We start from the raw sequence: 17,166 nt of genomic DNA, 5'->3' as shown, positions 1-17,166 counted from the left end.
ACAGGTGCCATTTCACCGCGAGCATAAAAAAACCGGCCACATGGGCCGGTTTTTTTATGCCTGCAGCTATTACAGCTTGCCAGCGTTCTCGCTCAGGTATGCAGCAACGCCTTCTGGCGAAGCGGTCATGCCTTTGTCGCCTTTTTTCCAGTTGGCAGGGCAGACTTCGCCGTGCTCTTCGTGGAATTGCAGGGCGTCAACCAGACGCAGCAGCTCGTCCATGTTACGGCCCAGTGGCAGGTCGTTGACGATCTGCGAACGTACAACACCTTTGTCGTCGATCAGGAACGCGCCACGGAAAGCCACGCCACCTTCGGACTCAACGTCGTAGGCTTTGGCGATTTCGTGCTTCATGTCGGCAGCCATGATGTACTGCACCTGACCGATGCCACCGGCATTGATCGGGGTGTTGCGCCAGGCGTTGTGGGTGAAGTGCGAGTCGATCGACACAGCAATCACTTCAACGTTGCGGTCACGGAATTCGGCCATGCGGTGATCCAGAGCGATCAGCTCGGACGGGCAGACAAAGGTGAAGTCCAGTGGGTAGAAGAACACCAGGCCGTACTTGCCTTTGATGGCCGAGGCCAGGTTGAAGCTGTCGACGATTTCGCCATTGCCCAGTACGGCTGGAACGGTGAAGTCCGGGGCAGTTTTGCCAACGAGTACGCTCATTCGATATCTCCTGATGGTTTGAAACACGCTGCGCAGGCTGGCATAAGCCAGCTGCCAGTGCAAAGGTCGGCCATGATACACCGCCTGACGCTGCGCGCCGAATTTCAGGGGTCGGATGTTTGCAAAACTGCCGCCGGTCGCTCTGGCACAAGGCTTGGGAGAAAGTGCTTTGACAAGCATTCTCATTAACATTAAGCTTCTTCGCATTGAGCCTTTACCAGCGATGGCCTGCCCTATGTATGTGTGTCTTTGTGTTGGTGTAACCGACGGACAGATCCGCGATGCGATCTATGAAGGATGCTGCAGCTACAAGGAAGTCAGAAGCGCCACCAATGTGGCGAGCCAGTGTGGCAAATGTGCCTGCCTGGCCAAACAGGTTGTGCGTGAAACCCTGACCGAACTGCAGGTAAGCCAGGCCGCCTTGCCCTACCCTGTAGAATTTACTGCAGCGTAAAAACAGCCAATTCCAAGAACCGGACCTCGTGTCCGGTTTTTTTATGCCGGTAATTCAATAACTTAGGCTTAAAACGCGGAACACAAACATTCTTATTCCGATTAATTTTTACTTATTATTCAATAACTTAGGTTTGACAGCCTAAGTTACCGGGCTCAAACTCTGGTGTATAGGCACACTTACAGGGCAGGACCCCATCATGAAAGGCGACGTTAGCGTCATCCAGCATCTCAACAAGATCCTCGGAAACGAGCTGGTCGCAATCAACCAATACTTCCTGCATGCGCGCATGTACGAAGACTGGGGCCTGGATAAGCTCGGCAAGCACGAGTACAAGGAATCCATCGATGAGATGAAACACGCTGACAAACTGATCAAGCGTATTCTGTTTCTCGAAGGCATCCCTAACGTTCAGGACCTGGGCAAGCTGCTGATCGGCGAGCACACCAAGGAAATGCTCGAATGCGACCTGAAGATCGAGCAAAAAGGCCTGGTCGACCTCAAGGCTGCTATCGCCCACTGTGAAACCGTTGGCGACTTCGGTAGCCGTGAGCTGCTGGAAGACATCCTCGAGTCCGAGGAAGAGCACATCGACTGGCTGGAAACCCAGCTGAGTCTGATCGACAAAGTCGGTCTGGAAAACTACCTGCAGTCGCAGATGGGCGAGTAATTTCGCTTACACAAAAAAAGCACCCCAAGGGGTGCTTTTTTTGTGTGCATGTAGGAGCGGGCTTGCCCCGCGATTGCGATCTATAAGTGATATCGCAATCGCGGGGCAAGCCCGCTCCTACTATCAGGCTTTGGCTGCTTCAGCCTTGGCAGCCGCTTCCTTGATCAGGGTCTGCAGTTCGCCGTTGGCAAACATTTCAGCCATGATGTCGGAACCGCCAACCAGCTCACCGGCTACCCACAGTTGCGGGAAGGTCGGCCAGTTGGCGTACTTTGGCAGGTTGGCACGGATTTCCGGGTTTTGCAGGATATCCACGTAAGCGAATTTCTCGCCACAACCCATTACGGCTTGCGCCGCCTTGGCCGAAAAACCGCACTGCGGGGCATTCGGCGAGCCTTTCATGTAAAGCAGAATGGTGTTGTTGGCAATCTGCTCTTTGATTGTTTCGATGATATCCATGAAGCACCTCGCGGCTGAACTTTCCGACCTGGTTGTCGGCACGGTGACGCATTGTATCGGAAAGCCGAGCGCGGTGCTCGGCCTTGCCGATATCAGGCGGCAACCACCTGCACCGGCACGCCATTGAGCGCAGCATTGCCCGACACCGCATCCCGGTGGTGTTCATCGGTCAAGTCATTGGCGCTGGCACCGGGCTGATTGCACGCAATCTCCATCTGCACACCCGGCCGGGCATGACCAAAGCCATGCGGCAGGCTGACCACTCCCGGCATCATGTCACTGCAGGCCTGCACTTCCACCTCGATGCTACCCACCCGCGAGCTGACCTTGACGCGCTGCCCGTCGTGCAACTGCCGGCCTTTCAGGTCGTCCGGGTGCATCAGCAACTGATGCCGCGGCTTGCCCTTCACCAGGCGGTGGAAGTTGTGCATCCAGGAGTTGTTGCTGCGGACATGGCGACGACCAATCAGCAGCAATTGCTCAGGCCCGGCAGCAGGCTGGGCAGCAAATCGTTGCAGATCGTCAAGAATCTGCGCCGGTGCCGTCTGGATACGTTGATTGTCCGTCTTCAGCCGCGCTGTCAGGTTAGGCTGCAACGGCCCCAGGTCAATGCCGTGCGGGTACTGCGCCAACGTCTCTATCGACAAGTTGAAGGGCGACTGCTCGCCGTAGCGCCCTTGGCGCAGGCCAAGATCAATGAGCTGCGCCGGTGGCAACGTCGGCTTCAAGGGTTTGTCAGCAAGCCTGGCAAAGGCTTGAGCCAAGCCAACGAAAATTTCCCAATCGTGCAATGCACCTTGCGGTTTGGGCAAAATCGCCCGGTTGAAACGACTGACATTGCGTACCGCAAGCAGGTTGAAGGTGGTGTCGTAGTGATCGTTCTCCAATGCGGAAGTGGACGGCAGGATCAGGTCGGCATAACGCGTGGTCTCGTTGATGTACAGATCGATGCTGAGCATGAACTCAAGCCCTGCCAGCGCCCGTTCCAGCTGCCGCCCGTTGGGCGTGGACAGCACCGGGTTACCGGCCACGGTCACCAGCGCGCGCACCTGCCCCTCCCCCTCACAGAGCATTTCTTCGGCCAGCGCCACCACCGGTAGCTCTCCGCCGTACTCCGGCAAGCCAGAGACACGGCTTTGCCAGGCATTGAAATGGCCACCCGCAGTGCTCGCCACCAGGTCCACTGCAGGCTCGGTACACAAGGCGCCGCCAACCCGATCGAGGTTGCCGCTGACCAGGTTGATCAATTGCACCAGCCAATGGCAAAGCGTGCCGAACGCCTGGGTCGAAACACCCATACGGCCGTAGCACACGGCCTTGTCGGCCGCTGCAAAGTCGCGCGCCAATTGCCGTATAACCAACGCATCGACACCGCACAGCGGCGCCATCGATTCAGCGCTGAACGGTGCAATGGCGGTACGCACCTCGTCCAGACCATCGACCGGCAAGCTCGAAGCACGCTCCAGCCCTTCGCCAAACAAGGTATTGAGCACACCACACAGCAGCGCGGCATCCCCACCGGGGCGGACAAAGATATGCTGGTCGGCCATCGCTGCGGTTTCGCTGCGCCGCGGATCGACCACCACCAGCTTGCCACCCCGGGCCTGGATCGCCTTGAGGCGCTTTTCGACATCGGGCACGGTCATGATGCTGCCGTTGGACGCGAGCGGGTTGGCACCGAGGATCAGCATGAAATCGGTGTGATCGACGTCTGGGATGGGCAGCAGTAAGCCGTGGCCATACATCAGATAGCTGGTCAGGTGCTGAGGCAGTTGGTCAACCGACGTGGCAGAGAAGCGGTTGCGAGTTTTGAGCAGGCCGAGAAAGTAGTTGCTGTGGGTCATCAACCCATAGTTATGCACGCTGGGGTTGCCCTGGTAGACCGCGACGGCGTTCTGCCCGTGGGCTTGCTGGATAGCCCAGAGTTTCTGCGCGGCCAGCTCGAAGGCTTCTTCCCAACTGATGGCATGCCAATCTTCACCTACGCGCTTGTGCGGCGCACGCAAGCGGTCTGGATCATTCTGGATATCCTGCAGGGCCACGGCCTTGGGGCAAATGTGGCCGCGGCTGAAGCTGTCCTGCGGGTCGCCCTTGATCGAGCTGATCGTCGGCGCCACGCCGGGTTCGTGGGTAATTTCAATGTTCAAGCCACAGATGGCTTCGCACAGATGACAGGCGCGGTGATGCAAGGTCTTGTTCATGGCCACCTCTTGCGGGTGTCTGCTGATGCAGCCGACTATGGGCTTGCGCGAGCATGACCACCAGCGAGTTTTACCCGGTGAATCTAGTGGCATCAGGCGCAGCGATACGCGCGAGTGTTTGCCAAGGCCTGAGCGGGCAGTGTAAAACCCCTGTGTAGCGAACAAAAAAATCAGCCAACCAATGAGTTACGACACTGCCCGCCCTGCAGTCAGTGAACGCCCCTCTTGGTATGACGCGACATTTAATTATAGTATTGCGTCTTCCCTTATTTCGTCGCCCCGTGCGGCTTTCGCCGCAGGTCACTTCCGTTGTTTCTGAAAACCGGCATTGTTGATCTGCGGTCTGTTGCAAAAAGGTAGTCAAACATGAGCGCTAGGCACTTTCTCTCCCTGATGGATTTCACACCCGACGAACTGCTCAGTGTGATCCGTCGAGGCATCGAGCTGAAGGACCTGCGTAACCGCGGCGTACTGTTCGAACCCTTGAAGAACCGCGTACTGGGGATGATCTTCGAAAAATCCTCGACACGTACCCGGCTGTCGTTCGAGGCGGGCATGATCCAGCTCGGCGGCCAGGCGATTTTCCTGTCCCCGCGCGACACCCAACTGGGGCGTGGCGAGCCGATTGGCGACTGCGCCATCGTCATGTCGCGCATGCTCGATGCGGTGATGATCCGTACCTTCGCCCACAGCACCCTGACCGAGTTCGCCGCCAACTCCCGCGTGCCGGTGATCAACGGCCTGTCGGACGACCTGCACCCGTGCCAGTTGCTCGCCGACATGCAAACTTTCCTTGAGCATCGCGGTTCGATCCAGGGCAAAACCGTGGCCTGGATCGGCGATGGCAACAACATGTGCAACAGCTATATAGAAGCGGCGATCCAGTTCGACTTCCAGCTGCGCATCGCCTGCCCGGCCGAATTTGCGCCCGATCCAAAGTTCCTGGCCAACGCCGGTGACCGCGTACAGATCTTCCGTGAACCCAAGGATGCAGTGCAGGGCGCACACCTGGTGAGCACCGATGTCTGGACTTCCATGGGTCAGGAGGAGGAAACTGCACGGCGTCTGGAGTTGTTCGCGCCTTATCAGGTAACCCGCGAACTGCTCGACCTGGCAGCACCCGATGCCCTGTTCATGCACTGCCTGCCCGCCCACCGTGGCGAGGAGATCAGCCTGGACCTGCTCGACGACCCGCGTTCGGTCGCCTGGGATCAGGCCGAAAACCGGCTGCATGCACAGAAGGCGCTTCTCGAATACCTTGTAGAACCGGCCTACCACCACGCATGAGTCAACCTTTACTGCTTAACCTGCGCAACCTCGCCTGCGGCTATGGCGAGCAACGCATCGTCCAGAACCTCAACCTGCACCTCAACGCGGGTGACATCGGCTGCCTGCTGGGCTCGTCGGGTTGTGGCAAAACCACCACCCTGCGCGCCATCGCCGGCTTTGAGCCGGTGCACGAAGGCGAGATTCAGCTGGCGGGCGACGTCATCTCCAAGGCCGGTTTTACCCTGGCCCCGGAGAAGCGCAGGATCGGCATGGTGTTTCAGGACTATGCCCTGTTTCCGCACCTGACGGTCGCCGAAAACATTGCCTTCGGTATCGGCAAGCATCCACAGCAGCAACAGGTTGTGACCGAGATGCTTGAGCTGGTGAAGCTTGGCGGGCTTGGCAAGCGCTACCCGCATGAGCTCTCTGGCGGCCAGCAACAACGCGTGGCCCTGGCCCGCGCGCTGGCACCCGAGCCGCAGCTACTGTTGCTCGACGAACCGTTCTCCAACCTCGATGTGGAACTGCGCCGCCGTCTCAGCCATGAGGTGCGCGACATCCTCAAGAGCCGGGGCACCAGTGCTATTCTGGTCACCCACGACCAGGAAGAAGCGTTCGCCGTCAGCGATCATGTCGGGGTGTTCAAGGAAGGCCGTCTGGAGCAGTGGGATACCCCGTATAACCTCTATCACGAGCCGCTTACCCCGTTCGTCGCCAGCTTTATTGGCCAGGGTTATTTCATTCGCGGCCAGCTGACCAGTCCGGAATCGGTGCAGACCGAACTGGGCGAACTGCGTGGCAACCGTGCCTACACCTTTACCCCAGGCAGTGCGGTCGATGTGCTATTGCGTCCGGATGACATCATTCACGCACCGCACAGTGCGCTCAAAGCGCAGATCACCGGCAAGAGCTTCCTCGGTGCATCGACCCTGTATCGTCTGCAACTGCCAACCGGCAGCCAGCTTGAGGCGATTTTCCCAAGCCATATCGACCATCAGGTCGGAACTGAAGTCGGGATTGAAGTGGCCGCCGATCATCTGGTGCTGTTTGCCGTGCCGGGCAGCGTCGCGGCGCAGTTGCCAGTGCCGGAGAACGGTGTTCGCCGGTACAGCTCGGCGGTGTGATTGCAGTGATCGCGGAGCAAGCCCGCTCCTACCGTAGGAGCGGGCTTGCTCCGCGATGATTCACAGATACAACGAACCGCTCGCCACACGCCGGGCATAACCACCGATCCTCACCCGCTGCCCCTCCAGGCGGCAATACAGCTCACCACCCCGACTCGAACGCTGAAAGGCAACAAGTTCGGTTTTCCCCAGGCGCTCAGCCCAATAGGGAATCAGGCAGCAGTGAGTCGATCCGGTCACCGGGTCTTCAGGAATGCCAATCCCCGGCGCAAAGTAGCGCGATACAAAGTCGTGGCTTTCGCCGCGCGCGGTAACGATCACACCCAAGCCAGGCAACTTCGCGACTGCCGCCATGTCCGGCACACAATCACGTACCGCCTGCTCCGACTCCAGCACCACTAGCAATTCCTTGGTCTGCAGCACCTCGACTACCGGACAACCCAAGGCTTGCGCTACCGGCAACGGCTCGTGAATCGGCTGCGGATCGATACGCGGGAAGTCCAGCAGCAGGCGCCCGCCTTCACGGCTGACACTCAACGGCCCAGACATGCTCTGGAACGCCAATCGCTCACCAGGCACCTTGTAGACCTCAAACAACACATGCGCACTGGCCAACGTCGCATGGCCACACAAGGGCACTTCAGTGGTCGGGGTGAACCAGCGTATGTGCCATTGCTCGCCGTCAGGTACGACAAAAGCGGTTTCGGCCAGGTTGTGCTCAGCGGCGATCTGCTGCATCAACGCGTCACTGAGCCACTGATCAAGGCGATAGACCATGGCCGGGTTACCGGCGAAGGGGCGTTCACTGAACGCGTCAACCTGATGAAATTCCAGCTGCATGCGACGACTCTCTGTGTTGTTGGACCCAGAGCATGCCCGTTACCGGGCAGGCGCTAACAGAGACAGAGGCGCAGGATTTTGGGCATACAGATTTCAGTCGCGGGCAATCGCGGCGAAGGTGGCCTTAGTGTGTTCGGCCAGCACCGCAGCCGCCAACTCCACTTCCAGTCCGCGACGGCCGGCGCTGACAAAAATGGTTTCAAAAGTTTGGGCGGACTGATCAATAAAAGTGCGCAAACGCTTCTTCTGTCCCAGTGGGCTGATGCCACCCAGCAAATAACCGGTTGAACGCTGGGCGGCGGCGGGGTCTGCCATCTCACATTTCTTCACACCCGCGGCGTGGGCAAGGCCCTTCAGATCGAGGCTGCCGATCACCGGCACCACCGCTACCAGCAACTCGCCCTTCTCGCTGCTGGCCAGCAGCGTCTTGAACACTCGCACCGGCTCAAGATCGAGCTTTTCAGCTGCTTCCAAGCCATACGACGCCGCCTTGGGGTCGTGCTCGTAACTGTGGATGCGATGTTCAGCACGAACTTTTTTCAACAAATCCAGGGCGGGCGTCATGCAGGACTCCATGTAAGAGGATCAACACGTTTTCGCTCGCTACTGTAGGGCAAATCCATCACCCCAACCACCGATGCGCGACACGGCATTACACGCAACCGTTTGCGTCTACGGATTACCATTGGCCCGGCCAATAGTCAGAATGTGGCCAATCGTTCACTTTCGACCTTTGACATAAGCGTTTCTTGTCTATATTTTTTCGAATCTGAATACCGCCAATGCCCCTTTTAGGTGCATTTTTGCCGCCCGCCCGACCGAAATGGGGATTTCTGTCGGGCTTTTGTCGAGCGCTCACTGCGCCTCACAACAACAAAAACCGAGGTAACGAATGACGACAGCTCTACGACAACCAACCTTATCCAGCCAATGCATGGCCGAGTTTCTCGGCACCGCCCTGTTGATATTCTTCGGTACCGGCTGCGTGGCCGCGCTCAAAGTTGCGGGTGCCAGCTTCGGTCTGTGGGAAATCAGCATCATCTGGGGTGTCGGCGTAAGCATGGCGATTTACTTGACCGCCGGGGTGTCCGGCGCGCATCTGAACCCGGCTGTGAGCATCGCCCTGTGGCTGTTCGCCGGTTTTGAAAAGCGCAAACTACCGTTTTACATCGTCGCCCAGATTGCCGGGGCATTCTGTGGTGCCGCGTTGGTTTATACGCTGTACAGCAACCTGTTCTTCGATTACGAACAAGCACATGCCATGGTTCGCGGCAGCCAGGCCAGCCTTGAGCTGGCATCGGTGTTCTCCACTTACCCGCACCCGGCGCTGTCCACTGGCCAGGCGTTTCTGGTCGAGGTGATCATCACCGCCGTATTGATGGCGGTGATCATGGCCCTGACCGACGACAACAACGGCCTGCCGCGCGGCGCTATGGCGCCACTGCTGATCGGCCTGCTGATCGCCGTGATTGGCAGCGCCATGGGCCCGCTGACCGGCTTTGCGATGAACCCGGCGCGAGACTTTGGGCCGAAACTGATGGCGTTCCTCGCCGGCTGGGGCGAAATCGCCTTTACTGGCGGCCGTGATATTCCCTATTTCCTGATTCCGATTTTTGCGCCGATCATAGGGGCGAGCCTTGGTGCCGCCCTGTATCGCGGTGTGATTGCCCGCAACCTGCCGGTTGCCGAGTGCGAAAACGCCCAGATCGATGCCAATCCTCAGGGCAAGACCCAGGCATCCTGATGCCTGTTTGGCGAGCCACGCTCGCCCTGCCCTGATAACTACCCTATTGAGTGCAAGGCCAACGACATGACAGACACCCACAACAAGAACTACATCATTGCCCTGGACCAGGGCACGACAAGTTCGCGGGCTATCATTTTCGACCGCGATGCCAACGTGGTAGGCACCTCGCAGCGCGAATTCGCACAGCATTATCCGCAAGCCGGCTGGGTCGAGCACGACCCCATGGAAATCTTCGCTACCCAGAGCGCGACCATGGTCGAAGCCCTGGCGCAGGCTGGCCTGAGCCACGACCAAGTGGCCGCCATCGGCATCACCAACCAGCGTGAAACCACGGTGGTCTGGGATAAGGAAACCGGACGCCCGGTGTACAACGCGATCGTCTGGCAATGCCGACGCAGCACCGAGATCTGCGAGCAGCTCAAGCGCGACGGCCTGCAGGACTACATTCGCGAAACCACCGGCCTGGTCACTGATCCGTACTTCTCCGGCACCAAGCTCAAGTGGATCCTCGACAACGTCGAAGGTGCCCGCGAACGCGCCGAGCGCGGTGACCTGCTGTTTGGCACCGTCGACAGCTGGCTGATCTGGAAATTTTCCGGCGGCAAGGTGCATGTCACCGACTACACCAACGCCTCGCGCACCATGCTCTTCAACATCCACACCCTGCAGTGGGACGAGAAGATGCTTGAAGTGCTGAAAATTCCGCGGCAGATGCTGCCGCAGGTTCACAGCTCCTCCGAAGTGTACGGCCACACCAAGAGCGGCATCGCCATCGCCGGTATTGCTGGTGACCAGCAGGCAGCCCTGTTCGGCCAGATGTGCGTCGAACCCGGCCAGGCCAAGAACACCTACGGCACCGGCTGCTTCCTGCTGATGAACACCGGTGACAAGGCGGTCAAATCTTCCCACGGCCTGCTCACCACCATCGCCTGCGGCCCGCGCGGCGAAGTGGCCTACGCCTTGGAAGGTGCGGTATTCAACGGTGGTTCCACCGTGCAATGGCTGCGCGATGAGCTGAAAATCGTCAATGACGCCCACGACACCGAGTACTTCGCCAGCAAGGTCAAAGACAGCAACGGCGTGTACCTGGTGCCGGCGTTCACCGGTCTTGGTGCACCCTACTGGGACCCTTACGCCCGTGGCGCGTTGTTCGGCCTGACCCGTGGGGTCAAGGTCGATCACATCATCCGTGCGGCGCTGGAATCCATCGCCTATCAGACCCGCGACGTTCTCGACGCCATGCAGCAGGATTGCGGCCAGCGCCTGAGCGAGCTGCGGGTTGACGGCGGTGCCGTGGCCAACAACTTCCTCATGCAGTTCCAGGCCGACATCCTCGGCACCTGCGTCGAGCGTCCGCAAATGCGCGAAACCACGGCACTGGGCGCGGCCTACCTGGCCGGTCTGGCGTGCGGATTCTGGAGTGGCCTGGATGAACTGCGCGGCAAGGCGGTGATCGAGCGCGAGTTCAGCCCGCAGTTGGACGAAGCACAGAAAGAGAAGCTGTATGCCGGCTGGTTGAAGGCGGTAGATCGCACGCGCGATTGGGAGCCGCACGAGGAGTAAGGTTTTCGCGAGGCAAGCCCGCTCCCACCGGACTCGGTGGGAGCGGGCTTGCCTCGCGATCGCTTCACTCGGCTGGCTGTCAGGCAATTCCTGCGGCATCATGGCGCTATTTGCCCGGCAGCCCCAAAGGACCGCCCATGAACCTGCCCCCTCGCCAACAACAAATCCTCGAACTGGTCCGCGAACGCGGCTACGTCAGTATCGATGAGATGGCGCAGCTATTTGTTGTCACCCCGCAAACCATTCGCCGCGATATCAACCAGCTTGCTGAAGTCAATCTGCTACGCCGCTATCACGGTGGCGCTGCCTATGACTCGAGCATCGAAAACACCGCGTATGCCATGCGCGCCGACCAGATGCGTGACGAGAAGCAGCGCATCGCCGAAGCCATCGCCGCACAGATCCCCGACCATGCCTCGCTGTTCATCAACATCGGTACCACCACCGAATCGATTGCCCGCGCCCTGCTCAATCACAACCATCTGAAGATCATCACCAACAACCTGCACGTGGCTTCGATCCTCAGCGCCAAGGATGACTTCGAAGTGCAACTGGCCGGCGGTACGGTGCGGCGTGACGGTGGCGTGGTCGGCCAGGCCAGTGTCGATTTCATCAACCAGTTCAAGGTCGACTTTGCCCTGGTCGGTATCAGCGGTATCGACGAAGACGGCAGCCTGCTCGATTTCGACTACCAGGAAGTACGGGTTTCCCAGGCGATCATCGCCAATGCCCGCCAGGTGATCCTCGCCGCCGACTCCAGCAAGTTCGGACGCAACGCCATGGTGCGCCTGGGCTCGATCAGCCTGATCGATTGCCTGGTGACCGATCAGGCGCCAGTACCCGCCCTCAGCCAATTGCTCAGCCAGTACAAGATTCGCCTCGAAGTGGTCTGAGGCGTGATCCGCTGCCACCGCAACGGTGGCAGCGCAAATGTTCACTATTTTTCATTTATTTGTCATCCGATCAGTATTTTCTATGGAAAGCGACTGGCAGACCCCATTCCGTTGCGCTAATATTTTCGAAAATGAACATCAATGTTCAAATTCGATGTTAGAAAGTATTTAAGGAAGCCGCCCGTGCCGCAATCCAGCTTGTCATCGCCTGCCCTTGCCGACATCTATGACCTCGCCATCATTGGCGGTGGCATCAATGGCGTGGGTATCGCCGCCGACGCGGCTGGACGCGGCCTGTCGGTATTCCTCTGCGAAAAAGACGACCTCGCCAGCCACACCTCGTCGGCCAGCAGCAAGCTGATCCACGGCGGCCTGCGCTACCTGGAACACTATGAGTTCCGCCTGGTGCGTGAAGCGCTGGCCGAGCGCGAAGTGCTGTTGGCCAAGGCTCCGCACATCGTCAAGCCGATGCGTTTCGTCCTGCCGCACCGCCCGCACCTGCGCCCGGCGTGGATGATCCGTGCCGGCCTGTTCCTTTACGATCACCTGGGCAAACGCGAAAAACTCGGCGCCTCGCGCAGCCTGCGCTTCGGCCCGGGCAACCCGCTCAAGGCCAACATCACCCGTGGTTTCGAATACGCCGATTGCGCCGTGGATGACGCCCGCCTGGTAGTCCTCAACGCCATGGCTGCGCGCGAAAAAGGCGCAGACATCCGCACCCGCACTCGCTGCGTTCGCGCACAACGTGTCGATGGCGTGTGGGACGTGCTGCTCGAAAACGCCGATGGCAGCCAGCAGTCGATCCGCGCCCGCGCCCTGGTCAATGCCGCCGGCCCGTGGGTGGCCAAGTTCATCAAAGATGACCTGCAACTCGACGCCCCGTACGGCATTCGTCTGATTCAGGGCAGCCACCTGATCGTGCCGAAGCTGTATGACGGTGAGCACGCCTACATCCTGCAGAACGAAGACCAACGCATCGTATTCGCCATTCCGTATCTGGAACGCTTCACCCTGATCGGTACCACAGACCGTGAATACACTGGCGACCCGGCCAAGGTCGCGATCACCGAAGGCGAAACCGACTACCTGCTCAACGTGGTCAACGCGCACTTCAACCATCAGCTCAGCCGTGCCGATATCCTGCACACCTTTGCCGGTGTACGGCCGCTGTGTAACGACGAGTCGGACAACCCTTCGGCCGTTACCCGCGACTACACCCTGGCCCTCTCGGCCAGCAGCGGTGATGCCCCGCTGCTGTCGGTATTCGGTGGCAAGCTGACGACCTACCGCAAGCTGGCCGAGTCGGCCATGAGCGAACTCGCACCGTTCTTCACCCAGATGCGTGGCAGCTGGACCGCCAGCGCCGCCCTGCCGGGTGGCGAGAACATGACCACCGCGCAAGCCCTGACCGATAGCATCCTGACCCAATGTGGCTGGCTGCCAGCCGACATCGCCAAGCGTTGGGCGCTGACCTACGGCAGCCGCGTCTGGCGCCTGCTTGAAGGCGTGCAAGGCCCGGCAGACCTGGGCGATGCCATCGGTGGTGGATTGTTCACCCGCGAGGTGGATTACCTGTGCAGCGAAGAGTGGGCCGTCAGCGCCGACGACATCCTCTGGCGCCGCAGCAAGCTCGGCTTGTTCACCACCGCCGCCGAACAACAGGCCCTGCGCGACTACCTGCAACGCCTGGAGCTGCATCGCGCAGCCTGAACCACCGTGTAGGAGCGGGCTTGCCCCGCGATTGCGGTTTACCTGTCACACCGCGATCGCGGGGCAAGCCCGCTCCTACAGCGCTATATTCGGATTTCCGAACGTTACACATCCTCGCATTCGGCCGCCCGGACGAATCCTACAGCCACTTAGGCGTCAGAAAAGTTTAATGGCCTGATTTCTCAAGGCTTTATGATCAATGTCAGGGCTTGGCATGAGTCATGCTCTACACTCAGTACCCGAATGCGCAAACCGCTTCATTGCAGTGTTCGCTGAACGAAAGAGCCCGCCAACGGCTCAATAAAAAAAACAACGTCGAGGAAATTTTGATGCGTATCGTTCCCCACCTGTTGGGCGCAGCCATCACGGCCGCTTTGATCAGTTCGCCAGTTGTCGCCGCAGAGCTGACCGGCACCCTGAAGAAAATCAACGACTCGGGCACCATTACTCTGGGGCACCGCGACGCTTCTATCCCGTTCTCCTACATCGCCGACGCTTCGGGTAAACCCGTCGGTTACTCCCATGACATCCAGCTGGCAATCGTCGAGGCCCTGAAAAAGGACCTGAACAAGCCAGACCTGAAGGTCAAATACAACCTCGTCACTTCCCAGACCCGTATCCCGCTGGTGCAAAACGGCACCGTTGACGTTGAGTGTGGTTCGACCACCAACAACGTCGAGCGCCAGCAGCAAGTAGCCTTCTCGGTTGGTATCTTCGAAGTCGGTACCCGTCTGTTGACCAAAGCCCAAGACGGCAAGCCTGAAAATGCCAAGTACAAAGACTTCGCTGACCTGGCTGGCAAGAACGTCGTGACCACCGCAGGCACCACGTCCGAGCGCATCCTCAAGGCCATGAACGCCGACAAGCAGATGAAGATGAACGTCATCTCGGCCAAAGACCACGGCGAGTCGTTCCAGATGCTCGAATCCGGCCGCGCTGTCGCCTTCATGATGGACGACGCGCTGCTGGCAGGTGAAATGGCGAAAGCCAAAGATCCAAAAGGCTGGGCCATCGTCGGTACGCCACAGTCCTATGAAATCTACGGCTGCATGGTCCGCAAGGACGACCCAGCGTTCAAGGCAGCTGTCGACAAGGCCATCGTCGACCTCTACAAGTCGGGCGAGATCAACAAGATCTACGACAAGTGGTTCATGCAACCTGTACCGCCAAAGGGCCTGAACCTGAACTTCCCGATGAGCGACGAGCTCAAGGCGCTGATCGCCACTCCTACCGACAAAGCTGCAGACGAAAAGAAGTCCTGATCCCCAGCTAGTTAGTGTCTAACCTTTCATCCGAGGGTGCCTTGTGCCCTCGGATGCTCGAAGGTGCCCGTGAAACAACTGATCTGAGGGGAAATCCCGATGAATTACAACTGGGACTGGGGCGTTTTCTTCAAGTCCACCGGCATCGGCAACGAGATCTACCTTGACTGGTACATCACCGGCCTGGGCTGGACCATCGCCATTGCCATTGCGGCGTGGATCATTGCATTGCTGCTGGGCTCGGTGCTCGGCGTCATGCGTACGGTGCCGAACCGCCTGGTATCGGGCATCGCCACAGCTTACGTGGAACTGTTTCGTAACGTGCCGCTGCTGGTGCAGCTGTTCATCTGGTACTTCCTGGTACCCGACCTGCTGCCTGAAGGCCTGCAGGAATGGTTCAAACAAGACCTCAACCCGACCACTTCGGCGCTGATCAGCGTGGTCATCTGCCTGGGCCTGTTCACCGCCGCACGGGTGTGCGAACAAGTGCGTACCGGTATCCAGGCACTGCCGCGTGGCCAGGAGTCGGCCGCACGCGCCATGGGTTTCAGCCTGCCGCAGATCTACTGGAACGTACTGCTGCCGCAAGCCTACCGAATCATCATTCCGCCGCTGACCTCGGAATTCTTGAACGTGTTCAAGAACTCTTCGGTGGCCTCGCTGATCGGCCTGATGGAGCTGCTGGCGCAAACCAAACAAACCGCCGAGTTCTCGGCCAACCTGTTTGAAGCCTTCACCCTGGCGACGCTGATCTACTTCACCCTGAACATGGGCCTGATGCTGCTGATGCGCATGGTCGAGAAGAAAGTCGCGGTACCCGGCCTGATCTCCGTGGGGGGCAAATAATGGACTTCAGTGGAATCATTCCCGCCCTGCCGAGCCTGTGGAACGGCATGCTGATGACCCTGCAACTGATGGTCATGGGGGTTGTCGGCGGTATCGTGCTGGGCACCATCCTGGCACTGATGCGCCTGTCGTCGAACAAGCTGCTGTCGAACTTCGCCGGCGTTTACGTCAACTACTTCCGCTCGATCCCGCTGCTGCTGGTGATCACCTGGTTCTACCTGGCGGTGCCGTTCATCCTGCGCTGGATCACCGGCGAAGACACGCCAGTCGGCGCCTTCACCTCCTGCGTCGTGGCGTTCATGATGTTCGAGGCCGCCTACTTCTGCGAAATCGTCCGTGCAGGCGTACAGTCGATTTCCAAAGGCCAGATGGGTGCGGCACAAGCGCTGGGCATGACCTACGGGCAAACCATGCGCCTGATCATCCTGCCCCAGGCGTTTCGCAAGATGACCCCGCTGCTGCTGCAGCAGAGCATCATCCTGTTCCAGGACACCTCGCTGGTTTACACCGTCGGCCTGGTGGACTTTCTCAACTCGGCACGGGCCAGTGGCGACATCATCGGGCGCTCCAACGAGTTCCTGATTTTCGCCGGCATCGTGTACTTCGTCATCAGCTTCTCCGCTTCCTGGCTGGTCAAGCGTCTGCAGAAAAGGATAACCGTATGATTTCCATCAAGAACGTCAACAAGTGGTACGGCGACTTCCAGGTTCTGACCGACTGCAACACCGAGGTCAAGAAAGGTGAAGTGGTTGTGGTCTGTGGCCCGTCGGGTTCGGGCAAGTCGACCCTGATCAAATGCGTCAACGCCCTGGAGCCGTTCCAGAAAGGCGACATCGTGGTGGACGGCACCTCGATCGCCGACCCCAAGACCAACCTGCCCAAGCTGCGCTCACGGGTCGGCATGGTGTTCCAGCATTTCGAGCTGTTCCCGCACCTGAGCATCACCGAGAACCTGACCATTGCCCAGCGCAAGGTACTGGGCCGCAGTGAAGCAGAAGCCACCAAGAAGGGCCTGGCCCTGCTCGACCGCGTCGGCCTCAGCGCCCACGCCAAGAAGCACCCGGGGCAACTCTCCGGTGGTCAGCAGCAGCGTGTGGCGATTGCCCGCGCCCTGTCGATGGACCCGATCGTCATGCTGTTCGACGAACCGACCTCGGCACTGGACCCGGAAATGGTCAATGAAGTACTGGACGTGATGGTGGAACTGGCCCACGAAGGCATGACCATGATGTGCGTGACCCACGAAATGGGCTTCGCCCGCAAAGTCGCCAATCGGGTGATTTTCATGGACCAGGGCAAGATCATCGAGGACTGCCAGAAGGAAGAGTTCTTCGGTGACCCAAGCGCCCGCCATGAGCGTACCCAGCACTTCCTCAGCAAAATCCTGCAACACTGAGGTGATGACCAGCGCCCACTGTCCGACCTGTAGCGGACATTGGGTGCTGGCCGTTCAAAG

General features: G+C 59.3%; 17 protein-coding genes. 12 read left to right on the top strand and 5 right to left on the bottom strand.

What is annotated here, in order from left to right:
- Positions 1–69 precede the first annotated feature (69 nt).
- Positions 70–672, bottom strand: coding sequence for a peroxiredoxin (locus ACVWSC_RS06590; protein WP_038607775.1), 603 nt, complete (start codon positions 670–672; stop codon positions 70–72).
- Between the two features lie 235 nt (positions 673–907).
- On the opposite strand from ACVWSC_RS06590, the gene ACVWSC_RS06585 reads away from it, so the two are divergent.
- Both ACVWSC_RS06585 and bfr read left to right on the top strand, forming a co-directional pair.
- The gene (locus ACVWSC_RS06585) at positions 908–1,126 is read left to right on the top strand and encodes a bacterioferritin-associated ferredoxin (protein WP_010221037.1); all 219 of its coding nucleotides are present in this window, start codon (positions 908–910) and stop codon (positions 1,124–1,126) included.
- 199 nt (positions 1,127–1,325) lie between these two features.
- Positions 1,326–1,796 carry a bacterioferritin gene (gene bfr, locus ACVWSC_RS06580; RefSeq protein WP_400171961.1) on the top strand — a complete coding sequence of 157 codons (471 nt, stop codon included), beginning with the start codon at positions 1,326–1,328 and terminating at the stop codon, positions 1,794–1,796.
- 123 nt (positions 1,797–1,919) lie between these two features.
- Here the strand turns inward: bfr and grxD are convergent, their stop codons facing one another.
- Positions 1,920–2,255: a Grx4 family monothiol glutaredoxin gene (gene grxD, locus ACVWSC_RS06575; protein ID WP_028943477.1), complete on the bottom strand. Its 336-nt coding sequence runs from the start codon at positions 2,253–2,255 to the stop codon at positions 1,920–1,922.
- A 92-nt stretch (positions 2,256–2,347) separates the two neighbouring features.
- On the bottom strand, positions 2,348–4,456 hold the full coding sequence (locus ACVWSC_RS06570) for a molybdopterin oxidoreductase family protein (RefSeq protein ID WP_442112518.1): 2,109 nt from the start codon (positions 4,454–4,456) through the stop codon (positions 2,348–2,350).
- A 366-nt stretch (positions 4,457–4,822) separates the two neighbouring features.
- On the opposite strand from ACVWSC_RS06570, the gene argF reads away from it, so the two are divergent.
- On the top strand, positions 4,823–5,743 hold the full coding sequence (argF, locus tag ACVWSC_RS06565) for an ornithine carbamoyltransferase (RefSeq protein WP_442112516.1): 921 nt from the start codon (positions 4,823–4,825) through the stop codon (positions 5,741–5,743).
- Positions 5,740–6,849: an ABC transporter ATP-binding protein gene (locus ACVWSC_RS06560; RefSeq protein WP_442112515.1), complete on the top strand. Its 1,110-nt coding sequence runs from the start codon at positions 5,740–5,742 to the stop codon at positions 6,847–6,849. Before argF ends, ACVWSC_RS06560 begins: the two co-directional genes overlap by 4 nt.
- Positions 6,850–6,909: 60 nt before the next feature.
- Here the strand turns inward: ACVWSC_RS06560 and ACVWSC_RS06555 are convergent, their stop codons facing one another.
- A complete protein-coding gene (locus ACVWSC_RS06555) occupies positions 6,910–7,689 on the bottom strand; it encodes a PhzF family phenazine biosynthesis protein (RefSeq protein ID WP_442112514.1) in 780 nt (259 codons plus the stop codon).
- A gap of 93 nt (positions 7,690–7,782) precedes the next feature.
- Complete coding sequence (gene ybaK / locus ACVWSC_RS06550; RefSeq protein WP_442112512.1) at positions 7,783–8,253, bottom strand: Cys-tRNA(Pro) deacylase; 471 nt, start codon at positions 8,251–8,253, stop codon at positions 7,783–7,785.
- A 328-nt stretch (positions 8,254–8,581) separates the two neighbouring features.
- Between ybaK and ACVWSC_RS06545 the strand changes: the two genes are divergently transcribed.
- The 8 genes from ACVWSC_RS06545 (at position 8,582) to ACVWSC_RS06510 (ending at position 17,106) form a co-directional block, all read left to right on the top strand.
- On the top strand, positions 8,582–9,433 hold the full coding sequence (locus ACVWSC_RS06545; RefSeq protein WP_442112511.1) for an MIP/aquaporin family protein: 852 nt from the start codon (positions 8,582–8,584) through the stop codon (positions 9,431–9,433).
- 66 nt (positions 9,434–9,499) lie between these two features.
- On the top strand, positions 9,500–10,999 hold the full coding sequence (glpK, locus tag ACVWSC_RS06540; RefSeq protein ID WP_442112510.1) for a glycerol kinase GlpK: 1,500 nt from the start codon (positions 9,500–9,502) through the stop codon (positions 10,997–10,999).
- 137 nt (positions 11,000–11,136) lie between these two features.
- Complete coding sequence (locus tag ACVWSC_RS06535) at positions 11,137–11,892, top strand: DeoR/GlpR family transcriptional regulator (RefSeq protein ID WP_442112509.1); 756 nt, start codon at positions 11,137–11,139, stop codon at positions 11,890–11,892.
- Positions 11,893–12,033: 141 nt separating this feature from the next.
- Positions 12,034–13,602: a glycerol-3-phosphate dehydrogenase gene (glpD, locus tag ACVWSC_RS06530; RefSeq protein WP_442112508.1), complete on the top strand. Its 1,569-nt coding sequence runs from the start codon at positions 12,034–12,036 to the stop codon at positions 13,600–13,602.
- Between the two features lie 329 nt (positions 13,603–13,931).
- Complete coding sequence (locus tag ACVWSC_RS06525; RefSeq protein ID WP_442112507.1) at positions 13,932–14,864, top strand: glutamate/aspartate ABC transporter substrate-binding protein; 933 nt, start codon at positions 13,932–13,934, stop codon at positions 14,862–14,864.
- A gap of 99 nt (positions 14,865–14,963) precedes the next feature.
- Positions 14,964–15,710 (top strand): amino acid ABC transporter permease, encoded by a 747-nt coding sequence (locus tag ACVWSC_RS06520; protein WP_133215486.1) that lies wholly within the window; start codon positions 14,964–14,966, stop codon positions 15,708–15,710.
- Entirely contained in the window at positions 15,707–16,375 is a 669-nt protein-coding gene (locus ACVWSC_RS06515) for an amino acid ABC transporter permease (RefSeq protein ID WP_442114265.1), read from the top strand. The genes ACVWSC_RS06520 and ACVWSC_RS06515 overlap by 4 nt, the downstream gene beginning before the upstream one ends.
- Positions 16,372–17,106, top strand: coding sequence for an amino acid ABC transporter ATP-binding protein (locus ACVWSC_RS06510; protein ID WP_133215490.1), 735 nt, complete (start codon positions 16,372–16,374; stop codon positions 17,104–17,106). The genes ACVWSC_RS06515 and ACVWSC_RS06510 overlap by 4 nt, the downstream gene beginning before the upstream one ends.
- The last annotated feature ends 60 nt before the right edge of the window (positions 17,107–17,166 follow it).

Source organism: Pseudomonas sp. NUPR-002 (assembly GCF_056322725.1).
The sequence above is the reverse complement of the archived record's forward strand: the minus strand, read 5'-3'. Positions and strand labels throughout refer to the sequence as shown.

Bases quoted from the DNA above. Each gene is read 5' to 3' on its own strand.
- ACVWSC_RS06590 (WP_038607775.1), bottom strand. From the start codon at position 672: ATGAGCGTACTCGTTGGCAAAACTGCCCCGGACTTCACCGTTCCAGCC.
- ACVWSC_RS06585 (WP_010221037.1), top strand. From the start codon at position 908: ATGTATGTGTGTCTTTGTGTTGGTGTAACCGACGGACAGATCCGCGAT.
- bfr (WP_400171961.1), top strand. From the start codon at position 1,326: ATGAAAGGCGACGTTAGCGTCATCCAGCATCTCAACAAGATCCTCGGA.
- grxD (WP_028943477.1), bottom strand. From the start codon at position 2,255: ATGGATATCATCGAAACAATCAAAGAGCAGATTGCCAACAACACCATT.
- ACVWSC_RS06570 (WP_442112518.1), bottom strand. From the start codon at position 4,456: ATGAACAAGACCTTGCATCACCGCGCCTGTCATCTGTGCGAAGCCATC.
- argF (WP_442112516.1), top strand. From the start codon at position 4,823: ATGAGCGCTAGGCACTTTCTCTCCCTGATGGATTTCACACCCGACGAA.
- ACVWSC_RS06560 (WP_442112515.1), top strand. From the start codon at position 5,740: ATGAGTCAACCTTTACTGCTTAACCTGCGCAACCTCGCCTGCGGCTAT.
- ACVWSC_RS06555 (WP_442112514.1), bottom strand. From the start codon at position 7,689: ATGCAGCTGGAATTTCATCAGGTTGACGCGTTCAGTGAACGCCCCTTC.
- ybaK (WP_442112512.1), bottom strand. From the start codon at position 8,253: ATGACGCCCGCCCTGGATTTGTTGAAAAAAGTTCGTGCTGAACATCGC.
- ACVWSC_RS06545 (WP_442112511.1), top strand. From the start codon at position 8,582: ATGACGACAGCTCTACGACAACCAACCTTATCCAGCCAATGCATGGCC.
- glpK (WP_442112510.1), top strand. From the start codon at position 9,500: ATGACAGACACCCACAACAAGAACTACATCATTGCCCTGGACCAGGGC.
- ACVWSC_RS06535 (WP_442112509.1), top strand. From the start codon at position 11,137: ATGAACCTGCCCCCTCGCCAACAACAAATCCTCGAACTGGTCCGCGAA.
- glpD (WP_442112508.1), top strand. From the start codon at position 12,034: ATGTTCAAATTCGATGTTAGAAAGTATTTAAGGAAGCCGCCCGTGCCG.
- ACVWSC_RS06525 (WP_442112507.1), top strand. From the start codon at position 13,932: ATGCGTATCGTTCCCCACCTGTTGGGCGCAGCCATCACGGCCGCTTTG.
- ACVWSC_RS06520 (WP_133215486.1), top strand. From the start codon at position 14,964: ATGAATTACAACTGGGACTGGGGCGTTTTCTTCAAGTCCACCGGCATC.
- ACVWSC_RS06510 (WP_133215490.1), top strand. From the start codon at position 16,372: ATGATTTCCATCAAGAACGTCAACAAGTGGTACGGCGACTTCCAGGTT.